At 68.8% G+C, this 14,535-nt stretch carries 10 protein-coding genes and 4 tRNA genes; 7 read left to right on the forward strand and 7 right to left on the reverse strand.

Annotated elements, in window-relative coordinates:
- Positions 1-70: 70 nt before the first annotated feature.
- On the reverse strand, positions 71-1,153 hold the full coding sequence (locus ABT115_RS25370; RefSeq protein WP_351794066.1) for a Leu/Phe/Val dehydrogenase: 1,083 nt from the start codon (positions 1,151-1,153) through the stop codon (positions 71-73).
- Between the two features lie 174 nt (positions 1,154-1,327).
- Here ABT115_RS25370 and ABT115_RS25375 point away from each other — a divergent pair, with 174 nt between their 5' ends.
- Positions 1,328-2,173, forward strand: a complete 846-nt coding sequence (locus ABT115_RS25375; protein ID WP_351794070.1) for a DUF8083 family protein — start codon at positions 1,328-1,330, stop codon at positions 2,171-2,173.
- Positions 2,174-2,696: 523 nt separating this feature from the next.
- Complete coding sequence (gene bldC, locus ABT115_RS25380; protein ID WP_003949541.1) at positions 2,697-2,903, forward strand: developmental transcriptional regulator BldC; 207 nt, start codon at positions 2,697-2,699, stop codon at positions 2,901-2,903.
- A 1,230-nt stretch (positions 2,904-4,133) separates the two neighbouring features.
- Here bldC and ABT115_RS25385 read toward each other — a convergent pair.
- Positions 4,134-4,208, reverse strand: a tRNA-Asp gene (locus ABT115_RS25385).
- Positions 4,209-4,345: 137 nt separating this feature from the next.
- Positions 4,346-8,350, reverse strand: coding sequence for an ATP-dependent RNA helicase HrpA (gene hrpA / locus ABT115_RS25390; protein ID WP_351794073.1), 4,005 nt, complete (start codon positions 8,348-8,350; stop codon positions 4,346-4,348).
- Between the two features lie 173 nt (positions 8,351-8,523).
- Between hrpA and ABT115_RS25395 the strand changes: the two genes are divergently transcribed.
- From ABT115_RS25395 to ABT115_RS25405, 3 genes are all read left to right on the forward strand, one after another.
- Entirely contained in the window at positions 8,524-8,958 is a 435-nt protein-coding gene (locus ABT115_RS25395) for a hypothetical protein (RefSeq protein WP_351794076.1), read from the forward strand.
- A gap of 64 nt (positions 8,959-9,022) precedes the next feature.
- Entirely contained in the window at positions 9,023-9,805 is a 783-nt protein-coding gene (locus tag ABT115_RS25400; protein ID WP_351794079.1) for a DsbA family protein, read from the forward strand.
- Positions 9,802-10,650, forward strand: a complete 849-nt coding sequence (locus ABT115_RS25405; RefSeq protein ID WP_351794082.1) for a cytochrome c biogenesis CcdA family protein — start codon at positions 9,802-9,804, stop codon at positions 10,648-10,650. Before ABT115_RS25400 ends, ABT115_RS25405 begins: the two co-directional genes overlap by 4 nt.
- 38 nt (positions 10,651-10,688) lie before the next feature.
- On the opposite strand, the gene ABT115_RS25410 is transcribed toward ABT115_RS25405, so the two are convergent.
- The 4 genes from ABT115_RS25410 to ABT115_RS25425 all read right to left on the reverse strand — a co-directional run bounded on the left by ABT115_RS25410 (position 10,689) and on the right by ABT115_RS25425 (position 11,610).
- Positions 10,689-10,765 (reverse strand) — tRNA-Phe (locus ABT115_RS25410).
- A 22-nt stretch (positions 10,766-10,787) separates the two neighbouring features.
- Positions 10,788-10,862: transfer RNA gene (locus tag ABT115_RS25415), tRNA-Asp, on the reverse strand.
- A gap of 38 nt (positions 10,863-10,900) precedes the next feature.
- Positions 10,901-10,973 (reverse strand) — tRNA-Glu (locus ABT115_RS25420).
- A 286-nt stretch (positions 10,974-11,259) separates the two neighbouring features.
- Positions 11,260-11,610 carry a metallopeptidase family protein gene (locus ABT115_RS25425; RefSeq protein WP_351794085.1) on the reverse strand — a complete coding sequence of 117 codons (351 nt, stop codon included), beginning with the start codon at positions 11,608-11,610 and terminating at the stop codon, positions 11,260-11,262.
- A 275-nt stretch (positions 11,611-11,885) separates the two neighbouring features.
- On the opposite strand from ABT115_RS25425, the gene ABT115_RS25430 reads away from it, so the two are divergent.
- Both ABT115_RS25430 and ABT115_RS25435 read left to right on the forward strand, forming a co-directional pair.
- Positions 11,886-12,461, forward strand: a complete 576-nt coding sequence (locus tag ABT115_RS25430; RefSeq protein WP_351794088.1) for a hypothetical protein — start codon at positions 11,886-11,888, stop codon at positions 12,459-12,461.
- Positions 12,462-12,681: 220 nt separating this feature from the next.
- Positions 12,682-14,535 (forward strand): DEAD/DEAH box helicase (locus tag ABT115_RS25435; protein WP_351794091.1); only part of this gene is annotated, 1,854 nt, incomplete at its 3' end.

Consider the following 14,535-nt stretch of genomic DNA (forward strand, 5'->3'; position numbering starts at 1 on the left):
TCGCCGGTCGGCGGGTCGGCGGGTCGGCAGGCGGAAAGAGGCAAGGGCGCCGGGTGACGCCCCGCGACCGTCAGCTTCGGCGCGCTTCGGCCATTCGCTGTTCGGCGATCCGGTCGGCCGCGGCAGCCGGGGGAATGCCGTCAGCCTTCGCACGTGCGAATATGGCGAGCGTGGTGTCGAAGATCTTCGACGCCTTGGCCTTGCACCGGTCGAAGTCGAACCCGTGCAGCTCGTCGGCGACCTGGATGACACCGCCGGCGTTCACCACGTAGTCGGGTGCGTACAGGATCGACCGGTTCGCGAGGTCCTTCTCGACGCCGGGGTGCGCGAGCTGGTTGTTGGCCGCGCCGCACACCACCTTGGCGGTGAGTACCGCAACGGTGTCGTCGTTCAGCGCGCCGCCGAGCGCGCACGGGGCGTAGATGTCGAGGCCCTCGGTACGGATCAGTGCCTCGGTGTCCGCGGCGACGGCGACCTCGGGGTGCTGATCGGTGATGCGGCGGACGGACTCCTCCCGCACATCCGTGATCACGACTTCCGCGCCGTCCGACAGCAGGTGCTCGACCAGGTGGTGGCCGACCTTGCCGACTCCGGCGACCCCCACTTTTCGGCCACGCAGCGTCGGGTCGCCCCAGAGGTGCTGGGCAGAGGCCCGCATGCCCTGGAAGACACCGAACGCGGTGAGGACCGAGGAGTCGCCGGCGCCACCGCTCGAAGGGGAGCGGCCGGTGGTCCAGCGGCACTCGCGGGCGACGACGTCCATGTCGGCGACATAGGTGCCGACGTCGCAGGCCGTCACGTAGCGGCCACCGAGCGAGGCCACGAACCGGCCGTAGGCCAGCAGCAGTTCTTCGGACTTGATCCGCTCTGGGTCCCCGATGATGACCGCCTTGCCGCCGCCGTGGTCGAGGCCGGCCATGGCGTTCTTGTAGGACATGCCGCGCGAGAGGTTCAGCGCATCCGCGACGGCCTCCTCCTCGGAGGCGTACGGATAGAAGCGGGTGCCGCCGAGGGCCGGGCCCAGAGCGGTGGAGTGGATGGCGATGACGGCCTTGAGGCCGCTGGCACGGTCCTGGCAGAGCACGACTTGCTCGTGACCCCCCTGATCCGAGTGGAACAGGGTGTGCAGGATGCCGTCGGTCACATCGGTCACTGTGGTGACTCCCAAGTACGAAGCGGCGGAGGACCCTCCTGAAGGTGGGGAGGGCCGCGGACCGGCCGCACGGCCTGTCCGACTGGTCAAGAGCGTAAGTCCTACGCGGACGTAGATCTGTTCCAGTGCCAGGATCACCCCCCGGCGGAGTACGGGCATGACACGATTTGCTGCATGTCGGTGGTGTCTTCAGTGCTCGTCCCTTACGCGTCCTACCTCCGGGTGTACGAGCCGCTGGCCGCCTTCCCGGAGCCCGAACGCGGTCACTGGGCCCGTTACGCAGGGCGATCCCGTATGCCCACGGCCCAGGACGAACTGCGCCGTTCGCTGGCCGACTTGGTGGCCACACCGCCGGTCGGCGTGCCGGTGCACGAGAGCGGGGACGCATTCGTCACCGAGATGGACGGTGTGGTGTGCGTCTGTCCGTGGCGGACCAGGCTGCGCGGCTGGCTGGCGCTGGACGAGCTGGTGGAGATGTTCCCCGGGCCGGTGCTTGACGCGGTGCTGCCGCCGGTGGTGCGCGGGCAGGCCGTCGCGGACCACGAGCGGTGGGCGGAGCGCAATCCGGACGCCAGGCCCTGGATCCTCACCTCGGTGTGGCACATCCCGGTGCGCTGGTTCGTGCTCTTCTCCGACGAGGAGCGGGAGTACGCAGAGGCGGGCGGGGACGGTGAGTCGCCCGTGCTGCGCTACCGGACGCCGATGGTCCAGGCCCGGCGCCGGCTGGCCCGGGCGCTGCGGACGCTGCGGGAGGCCGTGGACGAAGGGCCGCTGACCGATGGGCTCGTGGACCTGGGGCGCTGGCTGGAGGAGTTCCATCCGCGCGCACTGGTGGAGCTGGACTACGGAGGTCTGGTGCACGCACTGCCGGCGGAACAGCTCGCCGGGGACCGCTCGGCAGCCGATGTGACCGAGGGCATCGCGGCGCTGCGGGCCGGCGACTCCGAAAGGGCGAGTGAGGCGTATGGGCGGCTGGCGGAGCGCTGGCGGGCGGTAAGAAATCGTCAATTCGCGAACTGACGGCGCCTCATCTGCGTCTGAACCTGTGACCCGTGTGGCACGTGAGGATGAAGAGGCGGAAGCGTACCTAAGTGATCTTAGGACCTACGTCCCGAACCGGGCCTTTGCCTCAAGGGTGATGGATAGCACTAACTGGGCCCTTGCGCCCTTCCCTACTCCTCATGCCAAAATAGGACAAGGAGCCCGGGGAGGGCTCCATCCGTCCAACTAGGGGTGGATTGCTCAGCATTGCACGCTATGGGGGGTCTGGTGACTCCTGATCGCTCTGTGACTGATCGTCACGGTCGTGTGACTGTCCGCTATGGCATGGTCCATCGGCTTCCGTCGCTGATGAACACCTGGGAGGGCAATTCCATCGGTTTGGCCGACGTGGCTGGACGGATGGTGTAGTTGTAGTGCCGAGGACAAGCCGTTCGTCCTATAACCGACTCGGCCCGCGTCCGCCATTTCGGGCAACGCGGGTCAAGGTGCAGAATTTAGAGGAAAGAACCGAGATGGTTCGGTTCTCCCGAGGAGGCCGCTCATGACCGCTCGCACCCCTGATGCCGAGCCGCTGCTGACCCCGGCTGAGGTTGCCACGATGTTCCGCGTGGACCCGAAGACGGTTACCCGCTGGGCCAAGGCGGGCAAGCTCACGTCCATCCGTACGCTCGGTGGGCATCGCCGGTACCGCGAGGCAGAGGTCCGCGCACTGCTTGCGGGTATTCCGCAGCAGCGCAGCGAGGCCTGACACACCCCTGTCGCCGCGCCGCCACTGGGCTTCCGGGTCCCCCAACCCGGACAGGCCCACCCATAGCTCCAAATGACGGGCGCTCGCCCCAACGGGCGCCATACCTGCGCAATATGGGTGCGTCGTTCGATCGCGTTGGACTCCGCCGGGTCCAGCGCGATTTTTTTGTGCCCGCACGGCCCGGGAGGCATTCCCCGTCCGCGCCCCGGGTGGCCCGGGTGCCACTGGAAACCAGGCGTCCGGTTGGGTCCGGCCGCGGGGTGCCGTGTGAGCTTGCGCGGGTCTGTGCGGGACTGTTTCCAACCGCCTCGAGGGAGTCCGGGCGGGATGGGTTCGGAGGGTCCCCGGTACGCCCGTCCGAGTGGTGCAATTGCACATATTAAATTCGCCAGTTGTAGGAAGGGCGTAAAGGCACTCCTTCTCAAAACTCACTCAGTGACTCCCGTCACACTGTATGAGTCTTGCCAAGTGCGAGCCTCTCACCTTCAAGAAGCGGAACGCCTCGCCATTGGTCACCCGGGCAGGGGGCTTTCGTCCTGAGAGGTCGCGCACATAGGTGGGGCGGCGTCGCGTGCCGATGGGCGGCGCCTGGCGGCGTTGTCGTCGGTCGACGACTCCCTCATAGCCCTGAAGGCATGGGGGGACCCCCTTCGCGTCGCCTCCCTCCTCCGCCTTGCCTCGCCCCGCTCCTTCCTCCACCCCACCTATGTGCGCGGCCTCTGAGCCTCCCGGCCTTCCTGGGCGACGTCTCGGCGCCCCGCGCGCAGCACCGGCGGGCTCGGGCGGGGAGGAGTGGTCCCGGAGGTCGTCAAAGGCCCCATAGCGGGCCGCAGGGGCCGATGGTGGCGAGCGAGTGGTGTTACGACCTCGGGGGAAATAGTGAGCGGCGTCGCGGCGTCTGGCACGCACGCTCGCGGCGTTGCCGAAATGTCCTAGTAGCTCCGCTACGAGGACACCCCGGCGTCTTGCGATCGCACGCACCAGACGCCGCTCCTTGATCCACTCCCTATTTCCCCCGAGGTCGTTAGCCGTGAGCGGCCGCCTGGCGGGCGCACAGGAACGCGCGGATCTTGTGCTCGGTGGATGCCCGTCATGCGCGCCACCTCCCGGTGGATCGCCGCCCCGCGCCGGGGAACGGTCGCAGCCCCTGCTGCCCGGTACTCGTCGGCAGTTGCCGGAGCCATGACGCGCGAAAGCCCGGATCCAGGAGGATCCGGGCTTTCTTTACTGCGGTCCTGACGGGATTTGAACCCGCGGCCTCCACCTTGACAGGGTGGCGAGCACTCCAAACTGCTCCACAGGACCAGGTTTTCGCGGCTGCCTTGCGGCTGGCTGCGAAGACAGACTCTACAGCAGGTCAGCGGGTCCGGTCGACCTCACCGAAGGTGGTGGCCCGGTTACGGCTTCAGCCGGAGTCGTCCCAGAGGTCACCCGACAGCCCCTCACGGGGCCGCCGCGTCGATCGCCTTCACGATCCGCTTGTCGGAGACGGGGTAAGCCGTCCCCAGAGCGTGCGCGAAATAGCTGACCCGGAGCTCCTCGATCATCCAGCGGATGTCCAGGACCTCCTGCGGAACGGGCCTGCCCTGCGGCATCTGTTCGAGCAGCCAGGCGTACTCGTCCTGCATTTCGTGGATCTTCTCCATGCGCGTGGTGTCGCGCTGGACGGCCGTCGGCATCTGCTGGAGCCGGCGGTCCACGGCGACCAGGTAGCGCATCAGGTCGGGCAGCCGGCGCAGCCCGGTCGCTGTGACGAAGCCCGGCGGCACGAGGGCCGCGAGCTGGTCCCGTACGTCGGTGACGTTGTTGACCAGGACGAGGCTGCTGGTGGCCTTCAGGCGCCGTTCGCAGGCCTGCCAGGCGGCCAGCACCTGCTGCACCTGCTTGACCGTGTGCTCGGTCAGCGCCACGAGGTCGGCGCGCACCTTGTCGTACAGCTTGCGGAACGACTCCTCGTCCCAGGCCGGACCGCCGTGCGCACCGATCAGCCGGTCGGCGGCCGCCGTCGCGCAGTCCTCGAAGAGCGCCTGGATGGAGCCGTGCGGATTGCGGGACAGGGCCAGCTTCTGCTGGTTCGTCAGCTTGTCCGAGGCGAACTTCGCCGGGTTCACCGGGATGTTCAGCAGGATCAGCTTCCGGGTGCCGTGCCACATCGCCTGCTGCTGCTCGGCCTCGGTGTCGAAGAGCCGTACGGCCACGGTCTCGCCCTGGTCCACGAGCGCCGGGTACGCCTTGACCGGCTGGCTTCCCCGAGCTCTCGACTTCGCTCGACCAGGGGAGACCCCATCGGTCTCGAAGATCCGGTTCAGCGTGCCGATCGTCCAGTCCCTGAGGCCCGAACGCTCGATGGACTCGCCCGAGGGCCCCGCGGTGGCCGCGGCGGCCTTGGAGAGGGCCTGACGGGCCTTGGGGCGCAGCTGGAGCTTCAGCGCCTCCAGATCCTTGTCCTCGGCCACCGTGCGGCGCCGCTCGTCGACGATCCGGAAAGTGATCTTCAGGTGGTCCGGGATGCGGGTCAGGTCGAAGTCGTCGGCGTCGACCGGGACGCCGACCATGCGCTGGAGCTCCCGGGCCAGCGTGACCGGCAGCGGCTCCTGCTGTGACAGCGGGCCGCCGGAGGCGGACGGGACCGCCCGGTCCAGGAACTTGCCCGCGTAGTTCGGCGCGGGGACGTAGTGCCGGCGGATCGGCTTGGGCAGCGAGCGGATCAGCTCGGTGACCACTTCCTCGCGCAGGCCCGGGATCTGCCAGTCGAAGCCCTCGGCGGTGACCTGGTTGAGCACCTGGAGCGGGACGTGGACGGTCACACCGTCCGCGTCCGCGCCGGGCTCGAACTGGTACGTCACCCTGAACTTGAGCTTCCCTTGCCGCCAGGAGTCGGGGTAGTCGTCCTTGGAGACGGCCCCGGCCTTCTCGTTGATGAGCATCGAGCGCTCGAAGTCCAGCGCGTCCGGCTCGTCGCGGCGCTTGTGCTTCCACCAGGAGTCGAAGTGCGCCCCGGAGACCACGTGCTCGGGGATGCGCTGGTCGTAGAAGTCGAAGAGCGTCTCGTCGTCCACGAGGATGTCGCGGCGCCGGGCGCGGTGCTCCAACTCCTCGACCTCGCCGAGGAGCTTGCGGTTGTCGTGGAAGAACTGATGGTGCGTCCGCCAGTCGCCCTCGACCAGGGCGTTGCGGATGAACAGATCGCGGGAGGTCTCGGCGTCGATACGGCCGAAATTGATCTTGCGCTGGGCGACGATCGGTACCCCGTAGAGCGTGACCCGCTCGTACGCCATCACCGCCGCCCGGTCCTTCTCCCAGTGCGGCTCGCTGTAGGTGCGCTTCAGCAGATGCTGGGCCAGCGGTTCGATCCACTCCGGCTCGACCTTGGCGTTGACCCGCGCCCACAGCCGGGACGTCTCGACCAGCTCGGCAGACATCACGAACCGGGGCTGCTTCTTGAAGAGTGCCGATCCGGGGAAGATCGCGAACTTGGCGCTGCGCGCGCCCAGATACTCGTTCTTCTCGGTGTCCTTCAGCCCGATGTGTGACAGCAGCCCGGCCAACAGCGAGGCGTGCACCGCCTGCTCCGGCGCGTCCGTTCCCGGCGCGGCCTCCTCCAGATGCATGCCCATCTGCTTGGCGACCGTGCGCAGCTGCGCGTAGATGTCCTGCCATTCGCGGATGCGCAGGAAATTCAGATACTCCTGCTTGCACATCCTGCGGAAGCTGGACGAGCCGCGCTCCTTCTGCTGCTCACGGATGTACCGCCAGAGATTCAGGAACGCCAGGAAGTCGGACGTCTCGTCCTTGAAGCGGGCGTGCTGCTGATCGGCCTGCGTCTGCTTCTCCGAGGGCCGCTCGCGCGGGTCCTGGATGGAGAGCGCAGCCGCGATCACCATGACCTCATGGGTGCAGCCGTTGCGCTCGGCCTCGATGACCATGCGGGCCAGGCGCGGGTCGACGGGCAGCTGTGAGAGCTTCCGGCCGAGCTGGGTGAGCCGCTTCTTCGGATCCTTTTCGCCCGGGTCGAGCGCGCCGAGCTCCTGGAGGAGCTGGATGCCGTCACGGATGTTGCGGTGGTCCGGCGGGTCGATGAAGGGGAACTTCTCGATGTCGCCGAGGCCCGCCGCGGTCATCTGGAGGATGACGGAGGCCAGGTTCGTACGCAGGATCTCGGGGTCGGTGAACTCCGGACGGGCCAGGAAGTCGTCCTCGGAGTACAGCCGGATGCAGATGCCGTCCGAGGTACGGCCGCAGCGGCCCTTGCGCTGGTTGGCGCTGGCCTGCGAGATCCGCTCGATCGGCAGCCGCTGGACCTTGGTGCGGTGGCTGTAGCGGGAGATCCGGGCGTTGCCCGGGTCGATCACGTACTTGATGCCAGGGACGGTCAGCGAGGTTTCGGCGACGTTGGTCGCCAGGACGATCCTGTGGACGACGCCGGCCGGGGGCCGCTGGAAGACGCGGTGCTGCTCGGCGTGCGAGAGGCGGGCGTAGAGGGGGAGCACCTCGGTGTGGCGGAGGTTCTTCTTGTTCAGCGCGTCCGCGGTGTCGCGGATCTCGCGCTCGCCGGAGAGGAAGACCAGTACATCGCCAGGGCCCTCAGACTGGAGCTCGTCGACGGCGTCGCAGATCGCGGTGATCTGGTCGCGGTCGGAGTCCGTGTCTTCGGCGTCCGAATCCATCAGAGGGCGGTAACGCACCTCGACCGGGTACGTACGTCCGCTGACCTCGACGATCGGCGCCTCGCCGAAGTGGCGCGCGAACCGCTCGGGGTCGATCGTCGCCGAGGTGATGACGACCTTCAGATCCGGGCGCTTGGGCAGCAGCCTGGCCAGATAGCCGAGCAGGAAGTCGATGTTCAGGGACCGCTCGTGGGCCTCGTCGATGATGATCGTGTCGTACGCGCGCAGCTCGCGGTCCGTCTGGATCTCGGCGAGCAGGATGCCGTCCGTCATCAGCTTGACGAACGTCGCGTCGGGGTTCACCTGGTCGGTGAAGCGGACCTTCCAGCCGACGGCCTCGCCCAGCGGGGTCTTCAGCTCGTCGGCCACGCGCTCGGCGACCGTACGGGCCGCGATCCGGCGCGGCTGGGTGTGCCCGATCATGCCCCGGACTCCGCGCCCCAGCTCCATACAGATCTTCGGGATCTGCGTGGTCTTGCCGGAGCCGGTCTCCCCGGCGACGATCACGACCTGGTGATCGCGTATTGCCTCCAGGATCTCGTCCTTCTTCTGACTGACCGGGAGCTGTTCCGGGTACGACAGGGCGGGCATCCGCCCGGCACGCAGCGCGAGCCGCTCGGCAGCCTTTCCGGCCTCGGTGGCGATCTCGGCCAGCACGGACTGCCGGGCCTCGGGCTTACGGATGCGGCGCGCCCCTTCGAGACGGCGGCCGAGCCGGTGCGCGTCGCGGAGCGAGAGCTGTCCGAGCTGGGACTGGAGATCAGCGAAGGAAGTAGACATACGGAGCCCAGGATCTCACCCGGTCCCGAAGAACGGCGAACGCATTTTGCGCGGTCCGGTTCTGTGCGGTCCGGGTCACCACACATACGCACTGCTCGGAGGCGCGGGATCACACCGCGTACCATTTCCGGCAACTGACCACCCGTTGCCCCCGTCCGGAAAGGCCGGTCGCCGTGTCCCGTACGCAGTGGTGCTGCCTGGTGGCGGTGTTCGCGGTCGCACTGGGACTGTTCTGCGGTCCGGCGACGGCTGTCGCGCGTGATGCAGGACGTACGGCTGCTGTGACGGGCGCAGCACGTACGGTTGGCGCGGCTGCTGAGTCCGCCGCGACAAGGACGGTTGCTCCGGACAGCCCCGCCCTGGCCACCGCGTCGGGCGTGGAAGGGCACGGGGGCTCGGGGTGCGGCAAGAGCCGGAAGCACGAGGACGGTGAGCCCGCCCTGCCGGGCCGGGCCCGTGCGGCGTACGACCAGGCGTCCGGCCTCGCCGAGTGGGGCCTGCCCGACGCCACCGGACAGGGACTCGTCCGCCCGCCCGTACGGATAAAGCTGCGCGCCCCCGCGGCTGTCGCGCCCACACCGGTCGAGCTCTCCGTGCTGAGGGTGTAGACGGCCGCTCTCCAACCGGCCGTACCTCTTCCCTCCCTCCCGCATCACCACCACGGAGTCCCGCATGTCCAAGTCCACGTCCTCACGTACGCCGTCGTCCAGGAAGCCGCTGATCTACGGCGCCGGAGTCGTCCTCGCCGCAACCCTGCTCGGCTTCGCCTCCTTCCGGGCCACCGCCCCCGACCACTCGGGTCCTTCTTCCTCTTCCTCTTCCTCCTCCTCGTCCGCCGCCGATGTCACCGAGGACCCGGACGCCGGCGTCTATCCGGAGCTGGCGCAGCTTGCCCGGCGCGACCCCGGTGACAAGCTCGCGCTGGGCCGGGTGGATGCGCCCGTCGTCCTCATCGAGTACGCCGACTTCAAATGCGGCTACTGCGGCAAATTCGCCCGCGACACCGAACCAGAGCTGGTGAAGAAGTACGTCGACAACGGCATCCTGCGCATCGAGTGGCGCAACTTCCCGATCTTCGGCGCCGGGTCCGAGGCCGCGGCCCGCGCCGCCTGGGCCGCCGGGCAGCAGGACCGCTTCTGGCAGTACTACAGTGCCGCGTACGCCGAGGGGGCCAAGGAGAAGGGGTTCGACAAGGACCAGCTGAAGGCGCTCGCCCAGCAGGCCGGGGTCCCGGACCTCGACCGGTTCCTGCGCGACACCGACAGCTCCGCCGCCCGCGCCGCGGTGAGCAAGGACCAGGAAGAGGCATACGGGATCGGCGCGACCTCCACCCCGTCGTTCCTGATCAATGGCCGTCCGATCGCCGGCGCCCAGTCGATGGAGACCTTCACCCAGGCCATCGAAACGGCGGCCGAAGAGGCCCGCACCAAGGGCGCCGAGGGCGGCGCGAAATGACGGCTGACATCGGCTACTTCGCGGCCTTCCTCGGCGGGCTGCTCGCCCTGGTCAGCCCGTGCAGCGCACTGCTGCTGCCCGCCTTCTTCGCCTACTCCATCGACTCCACCTCGAGACTCCTGGCCCGTACCGGCATCTTCTACGCCGGTCTGGCCACCACCCTGGTCCCGCTCGGCGCCGCCGGCTCGTACGCCGGACGGCTCTTCTACAGCCACCGCGACGTGCTAGTCCTCGGCGCCGGGTGGCTGATCATCGTGCTCGGCATCGTGCAGATCGTGGGTCTGGGCTTTGCCTCCCGCCGGATCACCGCCCTCAGTGGCCGAATCCGTCCGACCACCGCCGTATCCGTCTACGCGCTGGGCGCCGTATACGGACTGGCCGGTTTCTGCGCGGGCCCGATCCTCGGCAGCGTCCTCACTGTGGCGGCGGTCAGCGGCAGCCCGGTCTACGGCGGACTGCTGCTTGCTGTCTACGCCCTCGGCATGGCGGTCCCGCTCTTTCTGCTCGCGCTGCTCTGGGAACGCTTCGACCTGGGCCGACGGGCCTGGCTACGGGGTCGTGCCTTCCGGCTCGGCCGCTTCGAGCTGCACACCACGACGCTGCTGTCGGGGCTCTTCTTCATCGGGCTCGGCGTGCTGTTCCTCGTGTACGACGGGACGACGGCGCTGCCCGGACTGCTGGACGTGGACAATTCATTCGCCGTCGAGCAGTGGGCCCAGCGCATCGGAGAACATGTGCCGGACGCACTGGCGCTGGTAGCCGTGGTCGCGGTGGTGCTGGCAGCGCTGGCGGTACGGGCGTGGCGCGGCCGGGGCGCGAACTCGGCGGACCGGGAGGAAGCCTGACATGACAAAGGCCCCGTCCACCGGACGGGGCCTTCGGGTGGTGGCTGGGGCCGGGATCGAACCGGCGACCTATCGCTTTTCAGGCGATCGCTCGTACCAACTGAGCTACCCAGCCACGCAGCTCATAAGGGCTGCAGCGGTCCTGACGGGATTTGAACCCGCGGCCTCCACCTTGACAGGGTGGCGAGCACTCCAAACTGCTCCACAGGACCAAGCTGTTGTGCGACTAAGTGTCGCACAAGGTGGTGCGTGCCCCCAACGGGATTCGAACCCGTGCTACCGCCTTGAAAGGGCGGCGTCCTGGGCCACTAGACGATGAGGGCAGAACTGCTGGTGCTACTGCTTCCGCGCCTGTCGCCCCGATGGGAGGAAGGTGAGAAGCATGTGACTCCGCTTTCCCTCGAGAGGTTCCGCTTCTCCTTCAACCTCTAGGGTCTCAGAACGGTCAAGTCCTGACCGGCGCCCTTGGGCACGTCGGAGACTGTACTACGGCGTTTCGTCGTCAGCCAAACTGAATAGGCGGAGGGGTCGCTCCGGTCGGTTTCTCCTCCAGATGGCGGCTGACCTCGGCCGTCGTCGGGCCAGGACCGCCCGGGGTGATCGGGGACGTCAGCCCCAGCCGAGTTCGTGGAGCCGCGCGTCCTCGATGCCGAAGTGGTGGGCCACCTCATGGATGACGGTCACGGCCACCTCGTGGACCACGTCCTCCGGTGTTTCGCAGAACCGCAGTGTGGGGCCCATGTAGATCGTGATGCGGTCCGGAAGCACTCCGGCGTACCACTCACCGCGCTCCGTGAGCGGGGTCCCCTCGTAGAGGCCCAGTAGCTCCGGGTCGTCGGCGGGCGGTTCGTCCTCCACGAACACGGCCACGTTGTCCATGACCCGGGTCAGCTCCGGGGGAATCTGATCAAGGGCCTGGCTCACCAGCTCTTCGAATGCCTCACGGGTCATCTCCAGCACATGGCCATTGTCGGGGACGGGCGGGCCGTTTGCTTGGACACCTCAGGGGTGGCGGCCACCGGTTCCTCTTCTGCGTCGAAAACAGCTTCTTACGCAAGGCGTGACGCGAGGGGCGATCTTGCCAGCGCCGTGCGGGCGTCGTGCGGGAGGCGTGCGGGAGCTGTGTGGGCCGGGCGTGCGGCGTGTCCCCGGCGGGGCAAAGGGAGTTGGGCACGGCGCCCCCCGCTTCTTCCCGTACCGCTCCGCCTCTCTTCGTACCCCCGGAGGTGCCTCCCGTGCGCCAGTTGTCCGCTCCCGTCCGATGGGCGGCCGTCATCGCAGTGACGGTCGCCGCGTCCACAGGCTGCATGAGCGTCGGCGACGACGGAGGGAAACCGGTGCGGTCGCCGTCGTCCGAGCCGAAGGGGAGCGCGGCGGGGCCGGACGGCGGCACCGGTGCGGGCACGGGCGGCGCCCGCAACCGTGGTGGCCGTGCCGAGGCGCATTCCGAACGGGAGGTGGCCGAATCTCCGGAGCCGAGCGGCTCCGCCGGCCCTTCGAGCTCACCCGGCGGCGTGCGTCCCGGCGTGAAACCGGGTGATCCGGGCCCGACCGGGGGTGGTGGGCTGCCGGTGCCCTCGGTCTCGCAGCCGGGGCCCGTGGTGCCGCAGCAGCCCGAATCCCCGCCGCCGTCCGAGCCGGCCACCCCCGAGCCGCCCGCCTCCCCGGAGCCGGAGCCGGAGCCCTCGGAACCGTCGCCGCAGCCGTCCGCCTCGTCGGCGGCTCGGCTCCGCCACGACGCGATGAGTGCGCCCAAGGAGCCATGGGTGCTGCGGACCCCGGACGTCTCGCCGCAGGTGGGGCCTGTGTAGCCCTGTGTAGCAGGGAGTCGAGAGGAGGGTGGTTTGCGCAATGTGGGGGGGAGTGCGTATGGTGGCAGATCGTTTGATCCCATTGCCCGGCGCCGAAACAGAAGCGCGCCGTGTGGCGCGTACTCTCCCTTGCCGTGGCTGGACCGCATTGAGGCGGTCGAAATTGCGAATCACGGAGTTACGGGCGCGTGCCGAGACTCCGGAAGGTTTCGCATTTCGCATGTCAATTTCCAGTTCTGACCGCACCGTCATGCCCGAGAACGACGAGCTCGTCGAGTCCGCAGAGGCAGTCGTCGTGGAGTCCGCCGACTCCATCGAGGCCGACGCCCCGCAGGCCGACACCGACTCCGCCGTCGACGCGGACGCCGAGCCGACCGTCACCTTCGCCGACCTGGGCCTGCCCGACGGCATCGTCCGCAAGCTCGCGCAGAACGGTGTGACCGCGCCCTTCCCGATCCAGGCCGCGACCATTCCGGACGCCCTGGCCGGCAAGGACATCCTGGGCCGCGGCCGTACCGGCTCCGGCAAGACACTCTCCTTCGGTCTGCCGACCCTGGCCGCGCTGGCCGGCGGCCACACCGAGAAGAAGAAGCCCCGCGCCGTCATCCTCACTCCGACCCGTGAGCTCGCGATGCAGGTCGCGGACGCGCTTCAGCCGTACGGTGATGTGCTCGGCCTGAAGATGAAGGTCGTCTGCGGCGGAACGTCGATGGGCAACCAGATCTATGCGCTGGAGCGCGGTGTCGACATCCTCGTCGCCACTCCGGGCCGGCTGCGCGACATCATCAACCGGGGCGCCTGCTCCCTGGAGAATGTCCAGGTTGCCGTCCTCGACGAGGCCGACCAGATGTCCGACCTGGGATTCCTGCCCGAGGTCACCGAACTGCTCGACCAGGTTCCGGTCGGCGGCCAGCGCATGCTCTTCTCCGCCACGATGGAGAACGAGATCGGCACGCTGGTCAAGCGCTACCTGGACAACCCGGTGAGCCACGAGGTCGACAGTGCCCAGGGCAACGTCACGACCATGACGCACCATGTCCTCGTCGTGAAGCCGAAGGACAAGGCGCCGGTCACCTCCGCCATCGCCGCCCGCAAGGGCCGCACCATCATCTTCGTCCGCACCCAGCTGGGTGCCGACCGCATCGCCGAGCAGCTCGTCGAGGCGGGCGTCAAGGCGGACGCACTCCACGGTGGCATGACACAGGGCGCCCGTACCCGTGTGCTCGCCGACTTCAAGGACGGTTACGTCAACGCGCTCGTCGCGACCGACGTCGCCGCCCGCGGTATTCACGTCGACGGCATCGACCTGGTGCTGAACGTGGACCCGGCCGGTGACCACAAGGACTACCTGCACCGCTCGGGCCGTACCGCCCGCGCCGGCAAGTCCGGTGTCGTCGTCTCGCTGGCGCTGCCGCACCAGCGCCGTCAGATCTTCCGCCTCATGGAGGACGCGGGCGTCGACGCCTCGCGTCACATCGTGGGCGGCGCGGGTGCCTTCGACCCGGAGGTTGCCGAGATCACCGGCGCCCGTTCGCTGACCGAGGTCCAGGCCGACTCCGCGAACAACGCCGCCAAGCAGGCCGAGCGCGAGGTCGCCGACCTGACCAGGCAGCTGGAGCGCGTCCAGCGCCGCGCCGGTGAGCTGCGTGAGGAGGCCGACCGCCTGGTCGCCCGTGCCGCGCGCGAGCGGGGCGACGACCCCGAGGCCGCAGTGGCCGAGGCCGCCGCCGAGGCGGAGGCCGCTGTCGAGGCCGCCGTCTCCGTACCGGTGCAGCCCGCCGCCCGTGACGACCGCCGTGACGACCGCGGCAACTTCGACCGCCGGGACAACCGCGGCGGTGACCGGGGCGGCTACCGCGGCGGCAACGACCGTCGTGACGACCGGGGTGGCGACCGTGGTGGTTTCCAGCGTCGTGACGACCGTTCGTCGGGTGGCTTCCGCCGCGACAACGACCGTCCGTCCTTCAGCCGTGACCGTCGTGACGACCGGGGTGGCGACCGTGGTGGTTTCCAGCGTCGTGACGACCGTTCGTCGGGTGGCTTCCGCCGCGACAACGACCGTCCGTCCTTCAGC

Origin of the sequence: Streptomyces sp. NPDC001832, from assembly GCF_040297265.1 — a bacterium.
Classification (GTDB): Bacteria; Actinomycetota; Actinomycetes; order Streptomycetales; family Streptomycetaceae; genus Streptomyces.

Excerpts from the sequence above, each read along its gene's own strand:
- ABT115_RS25375 (WP_351794070.1), top strand. The coding sequence starts at position 1,328 with ATGTCGGTGGTGTCTTCAGTGCTCGTCCCTTACGCGTCCTACCTCCGG.
- bldC (WP_003949541.1), top strand. The coding sequence starts at position 2,697 with ATGACCGCTCGCACCCCTGATGCCGAGCCGCTGCTGACCCCGGCTGAG.
- hrpA (WP_351794073.1), bottom strand. The coding sequence starts at position 8,350 with ATGTCTACTTCCTTCGCTGATCTCCAGTCCCAGCTCGGACAGCTCTCG.
- ABT115_RS25400 (WP_351794079.1), top strand. The coding sequence starts at position 9,023 with ATGTCCAAGTCCACGTCCTCACGTACGCCGTCGTCCAGGAAGCCGCTG.
- ABT115_RS25405 (WP_351794082.1), top strand. The coding sequence starts at position 9,802 with ATGACGGCTGACATCGGCTACTTCGCGGCCTTCCTCGGCGGGCTGCTC.